Origin of the sequence: Nonlabens sp., from assembly GCF_047636915.1 — a bacterium.
Lineage (GTDB): Bacteria > Bacteroidota > Bacteroidia > Flavobacteriales > Flavobacteriaceae > Nonlabens.
The window spans coordinates 20,684-41,119 of sequence record NZ_JBLIGN010000017.1 but is presented as its reverse complement, the minus strand read 5'-3'; the positions used below and the strand labels follow the sequence as shown (position 1 = coordinate 41,119).

General features: G+C 36.2%; 15 protein-coding genes. 5 read left to right on the top strand and 10 right to left on the bottom strand.

The genetic code is table 11. The features are described from left to right. Positions 1 to 479: 479 nt before the first annotated feature. Genes ACJAT0_RS04725 through ACJAT0_RS04710 form a run of 4 tightly spaced genes read right to left on the bottom strand, consistent with a single transcriptional unit; the run spans position 480 to position 7,231 of the window. Positions 480 to 4,040: an efflux RND transporter permease subunit gene (locus ACJAT0_RS04725; RefSeq protein ID WP_415180726.1), complete on the bottom strand. Its 3,561-nt coding sequence runs from the start codon at positions 4,038 to 4,040 to the stop codon at positions 480 to 482. 1 nt (position 4,041) lies between these two features. Further along, complete coding sequence (locus ACJAT0_RS04720; protein ID WP_415180725.1) at positions 4,042 to 5,217, bottom strand: efflux RND transporter periplasmic adaptor subunit; 1,176 nt, start codon at positions 5,215 to 5,217, stop codon at positions 4,042 to 4,044. A 22-nt stretch (positions 5,218 to 5,239) separates the two neighbouring features. Next, entirely contained in the window at positions 5,240 to 6,613 is a 1,374-nt protein-coding gene (locus tag ACJAT0_RS04715; protein ID WP_415180724.1) for a TolC family protein, read from the bottom strand. Continuing rightward, on the bottom strand, positions 6,614 to 7,231 hold the full coding sequence (locus tag ACJAT0_RS04710) for a TetR/AcrR family transcriptional regulator (protein ID WP_415180723.1): 618 nt from the start codon (positions 7,229 to 7,231) through the stop codon (positions 6,614 to 6,616). 116 nt (positions 7,232 to 7,347) lie between these two features. Here ACJAT0_RS04710 and ACJAT0_RS04705 point away from each other — a divergent pair, with 116 nt between their 5' ends. Next, positions 7,348 to 8,349 (top strand): polyprenyl synthetase family protein, encoded by a 1,002-nt coding sequence (locus ACJAT0_RS04705; protein ID WP_374003421.1) that lies wholly within the window; start codon positions 7,348 to 7,350, stop codon positions 8,347 to 8,349. Between the two features lie 486 nt (positions 8,350 to 8,835). On the opposite strand, the gene ACJAT0_RS04700 is transcribed toward ACJAT0_RS04705, so the two are convergent. The 3 genes from ACJAT0_RS04700 to ACJAT0_RS04690 form a co-directional block, all read right to left on the bottom strand. Then, on the bottom strand, positions 8,836 to 10,446 hold the full coding sequence (locus ACJAT0_RS04700; protein WP_415180722.1) for an ATP-dependent DNA ligase: 1,611 nt from the start codon (positions 10,444 to 10,446) through the stop codon (positions 8,836 to 8,838). Beyond that, positions 10,443 to 11,582: a ligase-associated DNA damage response exonuclease gene (locus ACJAT0_RS04695; RefSeq protein WP_415180721.1), complete on the bottom strand. Its 1,140-nt coding sequence runs from the start codon at positions 11,580 to 11,582 to the stop codon at positions 10,443 to 10,445. Before ACJAT0_RS04695 ends, ACJAT0_RS04700 begins: the two co-directional genes overlap by 4 nt. A 283-nt stretch (positions 11,583 to 11,865) precedes the next feature. Continuing rightward, on the bottom strand, positions 11,866 to 12,369 hold the full coding sequence (locus ACJAT0_RS04690; protein ID WP_374003424.1) for a hypothetical protein: 504 nt from the start codon (positions 12,367 to 12,369) through the stop codon (positions 11,866 to 11,868). 501 nt (positions 12,370 to 12,870) lie between these two features. Between ACJAT0_RS04690 and ACJAT0_RS04685 the strand changes: the two genes are divergently transcribed. Continuing rightward, complete coding sequence (locus ACJAT0_RS04685) at positions 12,871 to 13,809, top strand: NAD-dependent epimerase/dehydratase family protein (RefSeq protein ID WP_374003425.1); 939 nt, start codon at positions 12,871 to 12,873, stop codon at positions 13,807 to 13,809. Positions 13,810 to 13,862: 53 nt separating this feature from the next. Further along, the gene (locus ACJAT0_RS04680; protein ID WP_374003426.1) at positions 13,863 to 14,288 is read left to right on the top strand and encodes a TerB family tellurite resistance protein; all 426 of its coding nucleotides are present in this window, start codon (positions 13,863 to 13,865) and stop codon (positions 14,286 to 14,288) included. Between the two features lie 186 nt (positions 14,289 to 14,474). Here the strand turns inward: ACJAT0_RS04680 and ACJAT0_RS04675 are convergent, their stop codons facing one another. The 3 genes from ACJAT0_RS04675 to fbp form a co-directional block, all read right to left on the bottom strand. Further along, on the bottom strand, positions 14,475 to 15,977 hold the full coding sequence (locus ACJAT0_RS04675; RefSeq protein ID WP_415180720.1) for a response regulator: 1,503 nt from the start codon (positions 15,975 to 15,977) through the stop codon (positions 14,475 to 14,477). A 54-nt stretch (positions 15,978 to 16,031) separates the two neighbouring features. Then, entirely contained in the window at positions 16,032 to 16,448 is a 417-nt protein-coding gene (locus ACJAT0_RS04670) for a Rab family GTPase (protein WP_415180719.1), read from the bottom strand. Positions 16,449 to 17,539: 1,091 nt separating this feature from the next. Next, positions 17,540 to 18,550 (bottom strand): class 1 fructose-bisphosphatase, encoded by a 1,011-nt coding sequence (gene fbp, locus ACJAT0_RS04665; protein WP_415180718.1) that lies wholly within the window; start codon positions 18,548 to 18,550, stop codon positions 17,540 to 17,542. Positions 18,551 to 18,665: 115 nt separating this feature from the next. On the opposite strand from fbp, the gene ACJAT0_RS04660 reads away from it, so the two are divergent. Both ACJAT0_RS04660 and ACJAT0_RS04655 read left to right on the top strand, forming a co-directional pair. After that, positions 18,666 to 19,139 (top strand): GNAT family N-acetyltransferase, encoded by a 474-nt coding sequence (locus ACJAT0_RS04660; RefSeq protein ID WP_415180717.1) that lies wholly within the window; start codon positions 18,666 to 18,668, stop codon positions 19,137 to 19,139. Beyond that, complete coding sequence (locus tag ACJAT0_RS04655; protein ID WP_415180716.1) at positions 19,140 to 20,426, top strand: aspartate kinase; 1,287 nt, start codon at positions 19,140 to 19,142, stop codon at positions 20,424 to 20,426. Positions 20,427 to 20,436 lie beyond the last annotated feature (10 nt).

Below are 20,436 nucleotides of genomic sequence, written 5' to 3'. Positions count from 1 at the left end.
AGTTATACTGGGTTTTAGCATTGTAAAGGTGGCTATACTGGTATGTATCGTTTTGTAAAAAAAAAAATAAATACCGTCCAATAGAGCATAAAATAAAAAGAGTCTGAATTATCTAACGCTGGTGAAATAAAAATGTTTGAATTTAGTCGGATCTAGCGTTTTGACTTTATTTGTAAAAGGATAGGAAGAGAGAAGCTGATTATATATTCAAAGCATTTAGGTTTTCGGAGAATTTAGCGGCTATATATTTTCTTTTGTTAAGGCATAAATTTTCTAGCATAGCTTATGTTAGTCCTGTAAATTTTAACGCAGAGAAAAGGAAAAAGAAAGAGTACAAAATTCGGAAACCTAGGTGTTTTGAGTATATGTGGTGTTTAAAAGCAAGCAATAGAAATACAGTAGAGTTACCTTTCGGTTTTATGCATAAAAAAAGGCATTTATCTATAGATAAATGCCTTTCTAATATTGAATTACAGGTGTTAAGCTACCCGACCATCTTTTTCACCAAACTCATCAACTTCTAAAGGAGCTTTTTCACTAGCTTCAACAAGCTCAGGATTAGTGAAATGCAAGAATTTGAGTTTTGCTCTATGTACAAGGTATAATAAAATAGGAACGATAATTAACGTCAAGAAAGTAGCAAATAACAAACCGTATATCACGGTCCATGCTAGAGGTCCCCAAAATATAACATTATCACCACCCATATATATATTAGGATCGCCTGTACTAAATAAGCTAAAGAAGTTAATATTAAAACCTATTGCAAGCGGTATCAAACCTAAAACAGTTGTTATTGCGGTAAGCAATACAGGACGTAAACGTGCTTTTCCTGCCTGTACAATTGCAGCAAAGGAATCTTCTTTACTAATAAGATGTTTATCGTCATCAATTCCTAACTCTTCTCTTTTACGTAACTTTAGAATATCTACATAATCTATCAATACCACACTGTTGTTTACTACAATACCGGCTAAGGAAATAATTCCCATCATGGTCATCATGATTACAAATGGATCGCCGGTAATCATAAGTCCTAAAAACACACCTATAAAACTTAAAAATATGGAAATCATGATAATGGCAGGCTTAGAAATTCCACCAAATTGAAAGATTAAAATAAAGAAAATTAATGCAAGCCCCACCACAAGTGCTGTCAATAAAAACTCTTGTTGCTTATTTTGTTCCTCCAGTTGTCCGGTAAAATCAATTTTGATATCATTTGATAATCCTTCAAAATCTAACATTTCATTTTGAATTTGTGCAACAGCTGCTCCAGCATCAGTAAATCCAGGTTTTAGAGCGCTGTAAACAGTAACGACCCGCTGATTATCTTTATGCTTAATGGCACTGAATCCAGAAACATTGTTTTGAGTAGTAATCGCATTTACAGGTATTTCCAGAACATCACCAGAGGCCATGTCTCTGTACGTAATGCGTTGATTGAATAAAGAACTGCGATCGTAACGATTCTCTTCATTAAAACGAACATAGATGTCATAATCTTCACCATCATTTTTATAAACTCCAGCTTTCTCTCCAAAAATGGATCTACGCAATTGCATACCTACTTGGCTAGCCGTAATTCCTAGCTCACCAGCTTTTTCACGATCTACTTTTACTTGCAGACCTGGTTTACTTTTATTGACGTCTATTTTTAACTCATCCACAGGAGCAATATTTTTCTCGTTCAGGAATTTTACCATACGCTCTGCAGTAACGATCAACTCTTCATAATCATCACCTTGAAGTTCTACATTGATGGGGTAACCTGAAGGTGGACCAGCAGCATCTTTTTCAACACTTATAGCAATACCAGGAAATTTTCCCTGAACGGCCTCTTGAACTTTTTTACGCAACAGTTCACTGTCAGCTCCATTGCGGTATTTATATTCTCGCATGGAAGCTGTGATTTTACTTTTATTAGGCATTTCTGCTGCGCTACCACCATCTGTTTGTGGGTTTCCAGCTCCTTCACCCACTTGAGAAACAATGCTTTCAACAAGGAAATTCCTATCTTTTTCTAGGTATATGTCTTGATTAATCACATCAAAGACTACCCTTTCAATATCTTTAGTAGTCTTGTTTGTTTTGGCAATAGAGGTTCCTTGAGGATATTCTATATAAACAATGATCTGATTAGGCTTGTTCTCTGGGAAGAACTGAACTTCCGTACGACCCGTTCTTACAGACCATCCAAAGTAAAGTGCTAATACACCAAGGAACATCACTGCCATTCCAGCGGTAAAGAAATAAGGCTTCCTGCCACTTAACGCAAATTTCAAAAACCGAGCATAAGCCTCATCCAGCCATCTCAACATGGTACGCTGGAAGAATAACGTAGCTCCTTTAATCAAGTATTTGTACAACCATAAAAGAATAACCGTTACGACCATCACAGAACCTAGACCTCTTATGGCACCACCAAATAATAGAATTAAAAGACCTATTCCACCCATAAATGCGGTGATTATCATCAGCTTTTTTAGGGGTATGTTTTTCTCATCAATACTCATGTATTTAGAAACTAACATGGAGTTAAAGAAAATCGCTACCACAAGGGAACTGCCTAATACTATAGATAAAGTTATAGGGAAGTATTTCATAAATTCTCCCATTACACCAGGCCATAAACCTATAGGTATAAAGGCTGCAACTGTTGTTAGTGTAGAAATAATAATAGGAACAGCAATCTCGCCAATTCCAATTTTTGCCGCTTTTGTTCGGGACATGCCTTCTTCATCCATTAAACGATAAACATTTTCAACAACCACAATTCCATTGTCTACCAGCATCCCTAGACCCATAATCATGGCAAAAAGAATCATAGTGTTTAAGGTATATCCTAGTAAATTTAAAATGATAAAACTCATCAACATGGACATAGGAATTGCAAAACCTACAAATAGAGCATTTCTAAACCCCAGAAAGAACATCAATACAACCACTACCAGAATAACACCAAAAATGATATTATTTACTAGATCGTCTACTTGATTCAGCGTGCGGCTAGATCCATCGTTGGTAATACTAACATCTACATTATCTGGTATTTTACCATTTTCCTTTGCTTCGATTAATATTTTCCGAATACTTTCAGATGCCGTAATCATATTTTTACCAGATTGCTTTTTCACATCGATCATAACAACTGCATCTCCAGATTCTCTTGCAAATGTGGTTTTATCTTCTTCCTTAAAACTAATTTGAGCAATGTCTTTAAGATAAATAGGCCCGTCTTCATTTTTTACAACAAAACGATCCAACTGATTTGGATTTGTAACTTCGCCTAATATTCTAAGGGTACGACGCTGGTTTTCTGTCTTTATATTACCAGCACTCATGGTAGCATTTCCACCACGTATTGCATTGATAACGTTATCAAAGTTTACTTTGGCAGCGGTCATTTTGTAAATATCTACAGCAACTTCTACTTCCAGCTCTTGCGCTCCCCGTATACTGGCTTCTTTTATTTCTGGAAGGCCTTCAATTTCATCTTGTAGGTACTCGGCATATTCCTTTAACTTTCGAACGGTATAAGCCTCGCCACGTAAATTGATATTCATAATAGGCACTTCTTCACTCATTTTGAGATCAAAAACGTTAGGTTCAATTTTAGCTCCATTAAACGTGGGCCAGTCTTCGTTAGATGTTTCTACATCAATTTCATCCTTGACTTTTTGCTTTGCAGCTTCAACGGTAATGCTAGTTCCTATTATGGATCCTTCTTCAAATTCTACGGTTATAATAGAATAATCTTCTTGAGATGTGGAAAGAATTTCTGCAACACCAGAAATATTTTTCAAACGTTCTTCTAATGGATCCGTAATCAAACGCTCTATATCCTCAGCAGTATTTCCTGGATAAACACTGGATATGTATATTTTAGTTTCCTTTACTTCTGGAAAATCTTCACGAGGCATGGAAAAATAGCCATAGATTCCCAAAACAAGTACTAAACTTATTAGGACCCAAATTACCGTAGAATTATTGATCGCCCAGGAGGAAAAACCAAATTCTTTTTCACTTTTCTTTCCCATTTTAAACTTTTTTAATTCTAATTTGTTGTCCCTCTTTAACACTACGAGCTCCTTCTACGATTACGTTATCACCTTCTTCAAGGCCGCTGGTTATCTCTATCATGTTCTCACTAGTTTTACCAGTTGTAATCACTATTCTTTTGGTAATAGCAGTTTTGTATAGGCCGCCCTCTTGTAAGTCTGATGCAACCATGACATACTGATCTCCATTTTGATTTTCACTAATTACGGCAAGAGGGATTAAAATAGCTGCTGCACTTGAATAGTCATTGATCTTTAATCTAGCGGTAAGGTTAGGCTTTATGTTTCCTTTTATATTATCTACCGGAATCTCAATTTTAAAAGATCGGTTTGCAGGGTTGATAAAATAACTGGTTTGTCTTACTATACTTTTTACGATTTCTCCTAGTACTGGAAATTCTACATCTACTTGCGTTCCTTTTCTCACAGATGTGATATAGTTTTCAGGAACTTCTACCTCAATGTACATGTCATCTAGATTTACAATTCTTAAGATTTGAGTAGCTCCTAGACTTACGGTATTACCTCGTTCCGTAATCACGTCATCAATAACTCCTGAAAAAGGAGCGGTGACTAGTGTTTTGCTTAATTGTTGTTGCATGGACTTAATAGCACTTTGCTGCGATTCATATCCTGCTTTAGCTTGTAAGTATTGAATTTCAGAACCTATTTTTTGATTCCAAAGTCTCTCCTGTCTTTGGAACGTAGTTTTGGCTAGTTGTGCTTGCACTTTCATTTGCTCAATACTTTGAGACATTCCACCATCATCTATTCTGGCAAGGACTTGTCCTTTAGTTACACGCTGTCCTTCTTTTACATAAACATGAGTCAGTATGCCCGACATCTCTGGCATTAAAGTGATGTTTTGCTTTGTATTCACACTACCTTGTAACTCGATATAGTGATTATAAATGGTATCATTTAGGGTTTTTATAGTAACAAGAGTTCCATCTTTTTTTATGCTATTTTCATCCAAGTATTTTTCAATAGCTGTAATTTCGGATTCTAATTCTTTTTTTTCATTCAGCAATTCGGTTTTCTTTTGAGAAATCACTTTTACATCTCCTGTTGAGATGAGCTCATCTATAGTAGGTTCTTTTCCACCACAAGAAGCTAGAAGAACAAGGCTTAATAATAATAGGCTTATTTTTTTCATGATATAATATTCTGTTGTAATTTTATTTTTGATTGATATATTCTGGAGTGTTCATAATCGTTTCTAGATTTGCTTTTTCACTAATGACTTTATACATACTTTGTAAATAGGAAGCTTGTGTGGTGTATAATTGTGTTTGAGCTTGTCGTAAATCAAAGCTGGTAGCGATACCTTCTTTGAATTTGATTTGATTTTTATTTTCAATACGTTCGGCAAGCCGTAAGTTTTCTTTGCTGGTCTTGTAGTTCCCTATAGCGGTTCGATAATTATTAAGGGAAGAGCGGTAACTCAATCGTATTTCTTCCATAGTACGATCTAAGTCGGTAAGTGCTTGATCCCAAGCAATTTTTGCACGATCTGTTCTTGCCTGTCTTCCTAAGGAACTAAAAATAGGTACCGATAAACTCACGCCAGCAATGGACTGACCGTACCATTTATTATCACTGTCTAAAAAGGTAAAATCGTTATTAAAAGAATTGATCCCATAATTAATAAATCCAGAAAGTTTAGGAAGTGCTTTTGATCTTTCGAGTTTGTATTCTAGACGGCGCTGTTCGGTAAAGTTAGTTGCAATTTGGAAATCTGTATTTTTTTCTAATTCTAAAGAGTTGTTGGTCATGCTAGGATCCATATTCTTGATGGCTAAGGCAGCAAGATCATCGGTTAGTGAAATCGGGGTTTGTAATTCAATCCCTAAAGCTAGTTTCAACATATCAACGGCAATACTTTCTTGACGTTTTGCGCTGTTCAACTGGTTGACGAGTTGAGATTTGGTAATCTTTAATTGTTCTACGTCTTCTTCTTCAGCAAGTCCGTTTTCGTAAATCTCATTGGTTTCGTTAACGTTTTTAGTTAAGGTAGTTAGGTTGCGCTCAATGATGGTTATGTTTTCTTGAGTAAGAAGAACACCTCCATAGGCATTGATAATTCCTTTTCGTACCTCAAGTTTGGTCTTATTATTTGCATTTTTAGAAAAGTCCAAAAAAGTTTTTGAAGCTTCTAAGGCTACAATGTAGGAACCGTCAAAAATAAGCTGTCTTAAAGTTGCCGTAAGAGCAGCACTTTGTTTAGGGGCAAAAGTTACAGGCACAAATGTTCCTGGCTGGCCACCTAGTATTTCTCCTGGCAAAGGAGTAACCGGTTGTTTGATTTGGTATTGATAATCTGCATCAGCATCAATTTGAGGCAGTCCAGTAGCTGTGGTTTCCCACTTTTGTTTCAATGCCTTTGCAATGTCCCTTTTTGCGTTAATGGCTTGGTAATTGTTCTCCAGCCCATGGTTGATGGCTTCTTCTAATGTAAAACTATAGGAGTCCTGTTTGTCCGTTTGTTGTGTGTACGCTTTCGCGAAAGCGAGAACACTAAATACCCATATACATAGAGGTTTATAATTCATCTAATTGTGATTTGTGTTGGTTATTTTATTTAAAATTTTACGTCCTTGTGGCGTTACAATTCCTCTGAGATGGTACTCTAAATACTGGTCGTTTAGTTCATTCATTGGGAATTTTTGCTTAGGAAAAATACTGAGGTTTTTAATGCCTTGAATACCTATATAGTAGATGCGTGCAATAAAATCTATATCGATATTATCGCGGTAAAGCCCTTTTTTTATTCCTCTAGTAACATTCTTTTTGATGCAATCTTCCATGTGATTGAATTGCAAAGCAGTAATTTTTTTATGAACTTCTGGATAGTATTTGTGGAGCTGATAAACTGGCGATGTTTCATTCCCTTTTAAATGCAGCATTACAAATTTCTTTACCGTGTAAAGCTCTTCAATAGCATTTTCATTTTCCTTGTCTACAATATGGTCTACGCCATTACAAATATGATTACAAAGATGAATGGAAGACTCTTCTACCAGTTTGCTTTTGTTTTTAAAATGAGTATATAACGTCTTTTTGCTCATGCCTAACTTAGAAGCAATCTCATCCATTGTGACGCTTTTAAAGCCCAATGTGAGAAAAAGTTCTAGAGAGGTTGCTATTATTTGTTCTTTGATTTTTGTCATTTTTGAAATAAATCGCTGCAAATATAACTATTGGAAACTTTAGAAACTCTTAAAGTTTCCTAAGTTTTAAAAGATTTAACAAGACTATTTCTTTTTCGTACCAAATTATTAACTTCATGGATTATTTTTACCGCATGAATGCAATCGACCAACTAAGAAGTACCTTTTTACAACACCTCAAGAATCGCATCACAGAGAGTGAGCCTGCTGGATTATACGATCCAGTGCATTATATTCTAGAATTAGGTGGTAAACGATTAAGACCTTTACTCACTTTGATGAGCGCAAAAATGTATGGAGCACAAGTGCAGGATGCTTTAGATGCCGCTGTTGCTGTTGAGGTATTCCATAATTTCACTTTACTACATGATGATATCATGGATGCAGCAGATCTGCGTCGTGGTCAAGCAACCGTACATAAAAAATGGAATACCAATACTGGAATTCTTTCTGGAGATGCGATGTTGATTATGGCTTACCGATTGTTTGAAGGATGCGATAGGGAGCAATTTTTTCAACTGCATAAAATCTTTTCTAAAACAGCCCTTGAAGTATGTGAAGGACAACAATACGATGTAGACTTTGAAACGCGTGATGACGTCACGGTTTCAGAATACCTGTTGATGATTCAACTAAAAACCTCTGTTCTATTGGGTTGTGCACTTCAAATGGGTGCCATTATCGCTGGCGTAGACAAGAAGGAGCAAGAATTGATTTATAATTATGGAATTCATTTGGGACTCGCTTTTCAATTGATGGATGATTATTTAGATGCATTCGGCGATCTAGCAACTTTCGGTAAAGAAGTAGGTGGCGATATTAGAGAAAATAAGAAGACCTATTTATTCCTAAGAAGTATAGAAAACGAGGATTGTGCGACTGAATTAAAAGAGTGGTTTGCTCTCGATCACGAAGAAATGAATGAAGATCAAATCGAAGAAAAGAAAGAGATTGTAAAAATATTTTTTGAAGAAAGTGGTGGAGCAGCAGCAACCTTAGAAGCAATTAAACACTATACAGTAAAGGCGCTTGCGATTGTTGAGCAGCTTTCTATAAGCGATGAGAATAAAAAAGAATTGCACGATTTTTCTGTGGATTTGATGAGTCGTGTAAGTTAGAGAGCACAATATTTACAGCCAAACAGACCGACTTAATTTTGCTTCTTATCGCCTATTAAAAACATATAGCTTTACAGACCTTTATACTTTTTTTCCCCTTTTTTCAAGTTAACATTTTAAACGGTAGCTAACGATGCGATACAATATTTTCTGCCTCGACGAGCTCAGCGTTACACAGCTGTGGAAAGCGGTACTTTGAGCATTTCTTTAATGGGTAGCCACAGCTATAAATTATAGGTCTTCCTTGCGGCAAATGCTCATATGCAATTGGTGTTTGCTATGCAGGGACGGTTAAAGAGCCTATGAAAATAACCACAAATTTTTGAGTTCTGACAGGCATACTATTTGCACGGGCATTGTATAATTTTTATCGAGGTGTTGTTATTGTTTAAGGTGGTTTTTGACTCTGGACTCTTTTAACGATAGCGGTTTTTATGGAATGCTTCCACGGGTTCCCTGATATTTTGCTCTAGTAAATCTCTGAAGTTATGGTATCAAAGCTTTCAGATCGTCGAGCGTATTTGCTTCTTCCATAGGTTTATCTGTGCGCCATCTTACTATTCTTGGGAATCTGGTGGCCACTCCAGATTTATGTCTTTTGCTGGGAGCGATGCCCTCAAAAGCAATTTCAAAAACATGATGTGGTGTTACTGACCTTACTGGTCCAAAGCGTTCCAGCGTATTTTTTTTAATCCAAGCATCCACCTTGCGAAATTCTGCATCGGTGAGTCCTGAATAGGCTTTTGCAAAGGTGACTAGTTCACCATCTTGCCATAGTCCAAAGGTGTAGTCGGTAAACAAATTTGCTCTTCTTCCATGACCTCGCATGGCATAAGTAAGCACTGCATCTATTGAAAAAGGATCTGTTTTCCATTTCCACCAGTCGCCCTTTTTACGCCCCACTAAGTAGGGACTGTCCTTGCGTTTGATCATCAAGCCTTCAGATCGTTTTTCTCTCGCTAGATCACGTTCTGTTGCCAGTTCTTCCCAAGAATTAAAACGCATCGTTTCTGATAAAAGCAAGGGTGTTTTTTCTTCTTGTGGTAAAGCTTCTTCTTTTGTTTGAAGGCTTAAAACTAAATCGTCTAGAATCGCTCTTCTTTTTTCAAAAGGTAGTGTTCTTAAATCCTTACTATTCCATTCTAGTAAATCATAGGCTACGATGATTACAGGAACATCATGGAGAAGTTTTTTACCAACAGTTTTACGACCTATTCTAGTTTGCAGATCTTTAAAATTCATGATTTCGCCATTTTTAAAAGGTAAAATCTCACCATCGATTACAGTTCCATCTGGAATGACATCTAAAAACTTCTGAAACTCTGGATACTTATCGGTGACTAGTTCTTCACCACGGGACCATACAAAAATTTCATTACCTCTTATGATAGTCTGTGATCGGATTCCGTCCCATTTGTGTTCTGCACTCCACTGCGATATATCTCCTAGGTCACTCACCTCTCCTTCTATGGCATAGGCGAGATAAAAGGGATAAGGCTTACCACGCATCGCTACTTCATTATCTTCATAAACCAATTCTTGAAAAGTAATGTTTTCTCCTGTCCAGCTTCCCATGAGTTTATGAGCAAGAGTATCTTTATCAATACCCGTTGCGTTTGCTAACGCTCGAGTCATTAACTTTTGAGAAACTCCTATTCTAAAACCACCGGTAAGGATTTTATTGAAGACAAATCGTTCGTAGTAATTGAGTTGAAGCCAGTTCCTTTGTAAGTACGCCCTTTTATCCAAATCATCTGTAGCCCTTAAAGCTATAATTTCTTTGATGATTTGAGAAAGGCTTTTATCACTGGACTCGTTTGCGGTAGGAAGAATGAGCGCAATGGTTTCGGCTAGATCGCCTACTATATGGTAGCTTTCTTCGAAAAGCCACATAGGTACGCCACTTATCTGTGTGGCCCATTCTCTCATTAAGGTCGTGTTTACCGGTCTTTTAGGACGTCTGTGAGAAAGTATAGCAATGGTCCATAATTTATCTTCATCCACTGCGGTTTTGAAATATTCGGTTAAAGCGGCTACTTTGAGATTGGTTTTATTAGTTCCATCTATGGTCCTTATAAGTTCTGCAAACTGTTTCATGACGCTGTGAATGAAGTTGAAGTTGAACTAGAATTAGTAGAAGAATTTTCTTTGCTTTGTCCTGTTGAAATAGGTTGCTCTGCGATGTTGTTATCGGCGTCTGGATCAACCTCTTCTATTTGATTTTTTTCTTCAGCTTCTAATTCTGAATTCTCCCCTTCGTATTGTGTTCTTTCACTTATCGCATTAAGTCCTTTTTCCTCTCGAAGAAATCGGGCAAAAATCTCTTGGTATCCATGAGTTGTAATCACATTTTCACAACCAGTGGCTTCAATACTTTCTAATAATCCATCCCAGTCGCAATGATCAGAAAGTACAAATCCTTTGTCTATGGCTTTTCTACGCCTCGCACCTCTGAAGGTCATCCAGCCGCTGGCACTTGCCGTTACATAAGGAACCATCTTTCTCATCCAGGCACTTCCATGTGCTCCTGGTGGTGCAATAACTATATGGCCAGCTAGCTCCTCTTTGGTGGTTTCTCTGGTGATCAAATGAGTAGGAGGAAAATTAATTTGCTGTCGCAACACTTCTGTCATTTTATAAACGGCTCCATGACAATAAATTTTCATTTGAGAGGTGTCGAGATGCTTGATCACGCGTTGCGCTTTCCCTAAGGAATACGCAAAGAGGACTGATGTTTTCTTTTCTATATGATTTTGTGCGCACCAAATATTGATGTCGTCCATGACCAGTTGTTGATCTCTCCATTTAAAAGCTGGCAAACCGAAGGTGCATTCTGTGATGAAGGTATCACATTGTACAGGTTCGTAAACGGCAGAAATCCCATCATCTTCTGTTTTGTAATCTCCAGTAAACACCCAAACTTCTCCTTTGTGCGCTACTCGTATCTGTGAAGAACCGGGAATATGACCCGCTGGATGAAAGGAGAACTTTACATTATTGATAGAAAATGAGTCGTTATAAGGAACTCCAGACACATTGATATCCCCCAGTCGGTGACTTATTATGGGGACATTATCATTGTGAGTAATGTACTTTTTGTGGCCCCATCGCGAATGGTCTGCATGGCCATGTGTAATTAATGCTTTATGTACAGGTTTCCAAGGATCTAGATAGACGCCAGCTGGTTTGCAATAAATTCCTTTATTGGTAAATTGAAGTAATGGTTGAGCCATGTCATAAAATTAAATGACCAGAGTTTTATTCTCGATGGATTAAGAGAATTTTACCATAAAAAGCCTAGTGATCACTCTTTTTGAGCAGCACAGTATAAGGCAGGATAAATTTATGAAATAAAGATCTTTATTTAGCAACAACTTCATTTTATCGAAGAGTAATTGATTGTTAGAGTTCTGATAGGTATGTGGGTATTAGAGAGGTTTTTCTTATAAATTAAAACAATCTTAGTTCCTGTTTTTTACAAGAATCTATAAGGTAGTTGCACATACACTGGTATACCTATTCTGGGTCAAGACCTTCTTTGAGCTCTTTTAGAAGTTGCTCATTACTTTTTTCTAATTGGTTGACTCTCAAATTAATTTGGAGTGTCAATTCGTCTAGGGCAATGGTTATATAGTTGTATTTTAGTTCTTGAGCTTCCTTTGTTTTTATACGGTATCCTAAATATGATTTATAAATATGAAGTCTGGTCTTTAGGACTTTTATACGTGATGTGATGGATTGATCTTGAAAAGATTCTTTTGGATTCTCTAACATTTTATCCACATGTGATATCAAACTATTTGTGGTTGCTATAGAGTGATCGTAATTTTCTAGCCCGGTAAGTAAGTCTTGAAAAGCTTGCCACTTTAAGGCTTTTTTTTGTGCTTCACCTATTAGAGTCGTTTTTGAATCTTGCAAAATAAGGGTAGAATAGTCTGTTCTTTCAGTGTTTGAAGCATCATCAACTACTGCTGGTTTACAAGCAAGGACGAGTAAAAGTAAAAAAACAGATGGTCGCATATATGTTTATAAATGAGGTACAAACATACTCAAAGTGCATAATTTAAAGGGCTTTTTAGGATTTATTTTATTTTGTATGAGGCAAAAATGTAAAAAGCAGGTATTCCAATTTTGAAAAATTTACCTTGATAAAAAAAACTATAAGCCTAATCTATGTTGCTAAAAATTAAACTAGTAGATCACAAAATTTTAGCAAACACGACAAAAGGAAGCCTAGGGAATTTCCTTTTGTTGCTTTTTAAGGAAGATATTTCATGCGATCTATGAACTACTGTGATTTCCGCTTTCGCGAAAGCGGTTGAATAAAAAATTATTTTTGCTGCATTAAGATTTAAGATAGGAACACATCTCTTGTAGAGTTCAATTCTTGGACTTTAGAAGAGCAGAAAGCAATCGTATTAATGAGTTTGTTATTCGTTAATTAGGTAAGGATGCTAAAACTATAAGGAAACTAACATTTACCCTTGAAATGTCTTCTTATCTTTGTAACAAAGAAACAAAATGGCAACTAAAGTATTAGTAATAGGCGCTTGCGGACAAATAGGAACCGAACTTACCATGAGGTTGAGAGAGATTTATGGTGGTGAGCAGGTGATTGCTAGTGATATACGAGAAGGAAGTGAAGAGATAATGGCTTCTGGACCATTTGAAACACTAGATGCAATGAATAAGAGCCAGATTGAGGACGTTTGTTTGCATTATGAGATTAACGAAGTCTATCTTATGGCTGCGATGTTGAGTGCTACCGGAGAAAAGTTTCCTAAAAAAGCCTGGAGTTTAAACATGGGCTCCTTAATGAATGTGTTAGATATTGCCAAGGATGGAAAAGTGGATAAGATTTTCTGGCCGTCCAGTATAGCTGTTTTCGGCCCAACGACTCCTAAAGAGAATACACCGCAGCACACGATTATGGAGCCTACAACGGTTTATGGTATAAGTAAACAAACAGGGGAACGTTGGTGTGAGTACTACCATCAAAAATATGGAGTGGACGTTCGTTCCATAAGATTTCCGGGATTGATTTCATGGAAAACATTGCCTGGTGGAGGAACTACTGATTATGCCGTAGATATTTTCCATAAAGCTGTTGCAGACGGAAACTACACTTGTTTCCTTAAGGAGGATACAGCCTTGCCCATGATGTATATGGAAGATGCGGTAAGAGCAACGGTAGAAATTATGCGTGCTCCAGAAGATGAAATTAAAGAGAGATCTTCTTATAACCTTGCTGGAATGAGTTTTACACCAAAAGAAATTGCTGCTGAGATACGGAAGCATATAACAGATTTCTCTATGGTTTACGAACCGGATTTTAGACAAGAAATTGCAGACAGCTGGCCCAGTTCCATGGAAGATATCGCCGCGAGAAATGACTGGAATTGGAAGCATGAATACGACTTAAGTAACATGGTTGCAGAAATGTTATCTCAACTCAAATAATTAATTCCTACTAGAGGAGCTATTCTTATATTTGCAATAACTAAATAAAGATTATGTCGTTTTCAAGTTTATTTGTATCTGGAGAAAGTGCCAGAAATAAAAGTCATTTTGCAACTTTAGTTGCTCTTGCACAGGTTTCTGGAATGCAGGAGGAAGAAGAGATTGTTCTCAATCGGTTCAAGGCTGTTCTGGATATTTCAGATGCTGATTTTGATCAAATTATGAAAGATCCAAAATTGTATCCCGTAGCACCGCCCATTACTAGCGACGAGCGCATGCAGTGGCTGCATGATCTTTTTAAAATAGTTTTTGCAGATCATCGTATGGATGAGTCAGAGCATAAGTTATTAAGAAAGTACGCCACTGCCTTAGGATATAATGATGATGATGCTGAATACCTTGTAAAGCGCTCTATTGAAATTTTTAGTGGACATTTGAATTTAGAAGATTACAGACACCTTCTTAATAAAGACAGGTAGGTTTTGCATCAATTTGACATTAAAATGACTGATTACATTGGGTTCTATTTCTCTGAGGAAATAAACTCGTGATGATCCCAAAAGCTATAGGGACTCGTTCTCATATGATGAACATATTTGTAGTGTGCTTGCCGTAAGATTATGCAAATTCACGTTCAACTATTTTTAATCTAAATGGATACTCTATCAAAGGAATTTTTTTAAATCGAGCATTTTATAGATGGAATTTAATAGCTCATCATCGGTATAGGGTTTCTTTATGATGTCTTTAAATCCCGCACGGCGATAGGTTGCCAGATCTTCCTTTCTTGTGTGTACAGTAAGAGCTATTATTGGAATATTCTTATTGTTTGTATTTGCAAATTGTTTTATGATGCCTATAAGTTCTATGGAGTCTACTTGTGAAATACTCGAAGACATTAAGATTAAATCGTACTCATGTTTTTCTACTGCTTCTAGTAATTCCCTAGGGTCGTTGTATATCGTTGTATCAAAGTTGTTTGAGCTTATTAGTGTTTTAAGAGTGGTGAGCTGAGCGGTGTTGTTTTCATCTGCAACGAGTACTTTTACTTTTTCGGCAAAATGGTGTTTTTCTATATATTCAGATGGCTTGGTTTTTAATTGAAGGTGATGCAAAGGAAAAGAAATCTTGAGGTTGATGATTTGCTGGGTACTGTTATCATCAATCTTTCTAATAGAAATAGTACCGTTTAAAACCTCTACCAGTTCTCTAATTATAGAAAAGTACAAGCCTTCTGGTTCAATTTTTTCTAGATCCCGAAGTAAATGTTTGTCCTCTAGATAATCTGGAATACTTCCTTCATGATGCACTACAAATCTTAGACTTGATTTACCGGCTCTTCTATTATTTTCAGTAATTTCTAGTTTTATATGATTGCCTTTATTGTAAAGAAGCGCGTTTTCTATTAGGTTGTTGATCATCTGTTCGATTCTTCCTTTATCTCCTATTAAGAATTCTGGGACATCTTTTGAAATTAGCATTTCAAAGGTGTTGTTAGAGATATTAATTTTTGCGTTAAAACGGAAATGAATGTGATTCAGCAAATCTTTAAATGAAAAAGGAGCATTAGCTAACTCTGGTTTTTCCTTTTTAAGCTGTGAAAGCTCCACAATATTGTCCAGATACTTTCCTAGGGTATCACTTTGCTCTTTTACAGCTTCTACCAGTTTAGTTTGTTCTAAAGCTAGCGCTCCTTTTAATAAAAGTGATGAAAAAGCATTAATTAGGTTAAGTGGTCCCTTTACTTCGTGAGAAAAATTATTTATAAATTTATATTTGAAGACTTCTTTCTCTTGGAGTAATTCGTTTTTCAAATTTAGAACCTCCTTAAAAATCGTCGATTCATCAGGTTTTTGCGCCATTTCTTGAAAACGGTTATAAAAGCCTGTGCGATCACGTAAAACGATCACACCAGTATTATCTTTTCGCGTTATTACTTCTATATCAAAATAATGTTCAAATAGGTTTACACAGTCCAATTTGATATGATCTGCTTTAGAATCAAATAAGCTAAGAACTGATTTAAAGAATGGATGTGCATCCTTAAGTGGCGTTTCTTCTTCGAATCGCAATAAATTTTGATCGGATTTTTTGATGTAACCTTTAGCGTTTATAGAAATAAATTGAATAGGTACAACAAAGTCATTAGTTGAATCATACGATGTCATGAGAGGAGTTTTTTTGCCATTCTTTCCAGTAGGCGTTTCACATTATTTCTTTTTTCAGCACTGAGGAGCATGTCTAAAAATTTCATTTTTTTTGGAGAGGCTTCCTTTAGGTAATAAATTACTTCTATTTCCTATGGTAATAATAGGCACATTGCCAAAATGGGTTTTTAAATAGTCCTTATGTTTAATATGGTTTGGATCAGTTTTAGGTCTAATAACATCAGTCTTGCTGACAAAACCCTGCGATCCCAGTAAATAAGCTTTTCTTGTTTCCTCCATATTATCGGTTCCTTCTGTACCCCAAATAATGAGATTTAATATGTTAGCTTTTATTTTTACAGCTTCCTTTAAGCTAGGAATATCTATAGCTACGTGGTAGTCTTCAGAAAAAGTGTGCTCTACGAAACGTCGTGTCAATGAAGTTTTAACAACTCCAAAACTTCCGAGTATTACTATTTTTTTTGATGTCATTTTCTTCTTCTGTGAATTTATATATTTAGAATCATTCTAATACTATTGATGCTATCGCAGCAGGATGAAGGAAAATCGTTTTTTATAATATGATTACTTATTTCAAACTTAGAATTAAAGCTCGTTTTCAAGCATTTCCGTAAAACGAGCCCTTCCTCCTGTCCAAACAGATAATGTTTAGAAGCTATACAAGTAGATTTTCTAGACGATCTAATCTCTAGCTAGAATATCATTTCTCTTTTGCTTAAAGGTACCTTTTCTATATGTTTTTTTGGAATTAATCATGCCATTTATCACATTTTATCTGACGCTTTTTAGTTGGTACGATTACTAATAAGATCACAGAGGATTTTTTAATAATAAATGTTCATTTTGTGTCTGCTTTTACAGGTTACGTTTTGCTAATGTATATCTTTTTTGTTTTGTTAAACAAAAGTTTATTTTTTAATTATTGTGTTAATATAGGTTACAATTCATACAAAATATCGGATTATGCCACTTCTATTTAAATTTGTAATAAATCTGATGGGGCATGATTCGTGTTTGTGGATATAAATCTATAAGCTTTGTTAAGTCATTAGGATCGCGTTGCAATATATCTGTTTCAATTATCGATCATTTTTTTAAAATGGCAAGTATTATAAAGCTTCTTTTAGGTGGTTGTTATTGGTGATCAATGGGTTTGCAAGATGTCCCGTATGTGGTTCAGTTTAATTATTTACAGTAATTACGAGACTTAGTTGTGGAACAGTTTTACGAGCATAGAGTGACGTGCGTTGACACTGCCTATGCCTTTAAGTCTTGGATCAATTTATATACCAACGTTGCAGTATGATGGTTTAAATGTGCTACCTACTTGAGTATACTAGTGTGGAAACCTTTTCAATACGTTAGCATATCATTAAAGATCACTTAGCGTTTTGCAATGAGATTTATTGTGATAGATCAAGGCTTAAATCGTTTCACTGCTGGGTCTCTAAAGAACCAAGCATTGAACCCCCTTTGGCTTCGAGAAGCTATGGATAGAACTTGATGCTTCTTCTATTTTAGAATAGCTTTTAAGTTCTGTTATAAAGCAAAGTCAAAATAAATTATTTGGGATATTTACTCATGAACTCCTCTGCCTTTGCAATCATGTTTTTACTTCCGCAATAGAAAGGAACACGTTGATGTAATTCTGTGGGCTTTAAATCCATAATTCTTTGATGCCCGTCGCTCGCATTTCCACCAGCCTGCTCTACAATGAACGCCATAGGGTTGCATTCATACAACAGTCTTAATTTTCCTTCTCTAGCTTTAGAGCTCTTAGGGTACATGTAAATGCCACCTTTAATCATATTGCGATGGATATCACTCACCAGGCTACCTATATAACGGCTGGTATAAGGTCTGTCTCCTTCCTCTTCTTGGCAGTACTTGATATAGTCCTTAACACCTTGAGGGAAATGAACATAATTTCCTTCATTAACGCTATAAATATTGCCATCCTCTGGAACTGTAATGTTAGGATGCGATAAGTAATAAGTTCCTAGTGCAGGATTAAGTGTGAAGCCGTTTACTCCATTACCAGTGGTATATACTAACATGGTAGAAGTTCCATAAATAATGTATCCAGCTGCTACCTGCATGTTTCCTGGCTGTAGAAAATCTTCTAATTGCACAGGAGTACCTACCGGGGTGATCCTTCTGTAAATGGAAAAAATGGTTCCTACAGAAACGTTTACGTCTATGTTAGAACTACCATCTAGAGGGTCCATTGCAACTACATATTTATTACCATGGTCTTTACGTTCTCCTTCAATAGTTATAAAATCGTCGTTTTCTTCACTAGCGATACCACAAACGATTTGTCTATTAGTCAGTGTTCTAATAAAGGTGTTATTTGCAAAAACATCAAGTTTTTGTTGATCTTCACCTTGAGTATTGATCTCGCCAGCACTACCTGTTATATCAACTAGACCAGCTTTATTAACCTCATGATTGACCATTTTTGCAGCCAGTCTTATCGAGTTAATCAGTCTCGAAAGCTCTCCACTACTGTATTGAAAATCAGATTGGTTTTCAATAATAAATTCTCCTAAGGATTGATTCTTTGTAGCCATAATAAGATTAGTTGTGCAAATATCTTAAATAAAAGGCCAGCAACTATAACCTTGTATTAGATACTTTTTACATTTCTTTACACAACGTCATTTATATTTACCTAAAATTAATTCCATGATAGAGGTAAGAGAAGCTGTAAAAAAAGATTATCCCAGAGTTTTAGAGCTCATCACAGAGCTAGCTGTTTTTGAAAAAGAACCCGATGCGGTAGAAGTTACTATGGAAGAACTGGAGAGAAATGGACTAGGTGCAGAAGCTATTTTTATCTGTTTTGTGGGCTTATACGATGGTAAGATAGAAGGTATAAGTTTGTGTTATCCACGTTTTTCTACTTGGAAAGGCAAGACTATTCATCTTGAAGATCTTATTGTGACAGAAAAAATGCGTGGCAAAGGTTTAGGAAAGGCTTTGTATGATAAAGTATTGAAGTATGCACAGGATCAAAAAGTACGACGTGTGGAATGGGTTGTGTTGGATTGGAATAAAAATGCAGTGGAGTTTTATGAAAGTACTGGAGCGACTATCGCTAAGGATTGGTATCTTGCTCAAATGGATCAAAAGTCATTAGATAATTACATTAATAGATAGATGAGAATATACAAATTTGGTGGTGCGTCAGTCAAGGATGCGGCTGGGGTACGTAATGTGTTGAAAGTATTACAGACCATGGGCTATGAAAACTTAGGAATAGTTGTTTCGGCTATGGGAAAAACCACAAATGATTTAGAAGATATTATTTACAGCTATCAAAAGAATGATCCAGCGTACCTCGATCTTATTGATCATTTACACCACAAACATGAGCAAATTATTGAGGGTCTAGAAATGCCTGTTGAAGGGATAGAAGAGTTATGCTTGTCTCGCTTTCGCGAAAGCGGAATTAAAAAGGACATTAAATCCATTATGGAATCCCTTAAAGGTGAAATGCTACGCAATCAAAGTAGAAATTATAGTTTTCTTTATGATCAGGTCGTGAGTCATGGAGAGTTGCTCTCAACCAAAATAGTGGCTGCTTTTTTTAATGCTTGCGGGATTCCTGTGTTATGGAAAGATGCCAGGCAGCTCATAAAAACAGATCGTAAATACCGTGATGCCGGTGTGAACTGGCTAGAAAGCGAGAAATTGATAGCTAATTCTTGTCAGGGTCAATTATTTATTACACAAGGTTTTATTGGATCTGATGACAATGGTTTTACAACCACTCTAGGTAGAGAAGGAAGTGATTATACGGCGGCTATTCTAGCGTATTGTCTCAATGGTTCTGGAGTAACTATCTGGAAAGACGTACCTGGTGTTCTTAATGCAGATCCACGCGTTTTTGAGCAAACTGTTTTATTAAATAAAATCCCATACAACGAGGCAATTGAGCTGGCGTTTTATGGAGCTTCTGTCATTCACCCTAAAACGTTACAACCGCTTCAAGGAAAAGAAATCCCTCTTTATGTAAAGTCATTCATACATCCCCGGAATGAAGGTACGGTGATTACTGCCGTAGAAACTATCGAGCCCTTGACACCATGCTATATTGTGAGAAAGAATATGGTTTTCCTTAAGATTTCCTCTAGGGACTTCAGTTTTATAGGAGAAAATAACATCTCGGATATTTTCCAAGAGTTGAGCAGTCATAAAATGCAAGTTGGCTTGATACAAAATAGTGCGATAAGCTTTTCTCTTTGTGTTGAGGATAAATATGCTAAGATAAACGAGCTCCTTAAGGATTTAGAATTGCGTTACAAAGTAAGTCATGTAGAAGGTGTTGCTTTATACACGGTAAGGCATTATGACGGAGATGCGATTGAATTTATAGAGTCTGGAAAAAGCGTATTATTAAAGCAACGTGCACAAGAAACGCTGCAATTAGTCGTTAAAGAATAGTCAGTTTACA

Excerpts from the sequence above, each read along its gene's own strand:
- ACJAT0_RS04725 (WP_415180726.1), bottom strand. The coding sequence starts at position 4,040 with ATGGGAAAGAAAAGTGAAAAAGAATTTGGTTTTTCCTCCTGGGCGATC.
- ACJAT0_RS04720 (WP_415180725.1), bottom strand. The coding sequence starts at position 5,217 with ATGAAAAAAATAAGCCTATTATTATTAAGCCTTGTTCTTCTAGCTTCT.
- ACJAT0_RS04715 (WP_415180724.1), bottom strand. The coding sequence starts at position 6,613 with ATGAATTATAAACCTCTATGTATATGGGTATTTAGTGTTCTCGCTTTC.
- ACJAT0_RS04710 (WP_415180723.1), bottom strand. The coding sequence starts at position 7,231 with ATGACAAAAATCAAAGAACAAATAATAGCAACCTCTCTAGAACTTTTT.
- ACJAT0_RS04705 (WP_374003421.1), top strand. The coding sequence starts at position 7,348 with ATGGATTATTTTTACCGCATGAATGCAATCGACCAACTAAGAAGTACC.
- ACJAT0_RS04700 (WP_415180722.1), bottom strand. The coding sequence starts at position 10,446 with ATGAAACAGTTTGCAGAACTTATAAGGACCATAGATGGAACTAATAAA.
- ACJAT0_RS04695 (WP_415180721.1), bottom strand. The coding sequence starts at position 11,582 with ATGGCTCAACCATTACTTCAATTTACCAATAAAGGAATTTATTGCAAA.
- ACJAT0_RS04690 (WP_374003424.1), bottom strand. The coding sequence starts at position 12,369 with ATGCGACCATCTGTTTTTTTACTTTTACTCGTCCTTGCTTGTAAACCA.
- ACJAT0_RS04685 (WP_374003425.1), top strand. The coding sequence starts at position 12,871 with ATGGCAACTAAAGTATTAGTAATAGGCGCTTGCGGACAAATAGGAACC.
- ACJAT0_RS04680 (WP_374003426.1), top strand. The coding sequence starts at position 13,863 with ATGTCGTTTTCAAGTTTATTTGTATCTGGAGAAAGTGCCAGAAATAAA.
- ACJAT0_RS04675 (WP_415180720.1), bottom strand. The coding sequence starts at position 15,977 with ATGACATCGTATGATTCAACTAATGACTTTGTTGTACCTATTCAATTT.
- ACJAT0_RS04670 (WP_415180719.1), bottom strand. The coding sequence starts at position 16,448 with ATGACATCAAAAAAAATAGTAATACTCGGAAGTTTTGGAGTTGTTAAA.
- fbp (WP_415180718.1), bottom strand. The coding sequence starts at position 18,550 with ATGGCTACAAAGAATCAATCCTTAGGAGAATTTATTATTGAAAACCAA.
- ACJAT0_RS04660 (WP_415180717.1), top strand. The coding sequence starts at position 18,666 with ATGATAGAGGTAAGAGAAGCTGTAAAAAAAGATTATCCCAGAGTTTTA.
- ACJAT0_RS04655 (WP_415180716.1), top strand. The coding sequence starts at position 19,140 with ATGAGAATATACAAATTTGGTGGTGCGTCAGTCAAGGATGCGGCTGGG.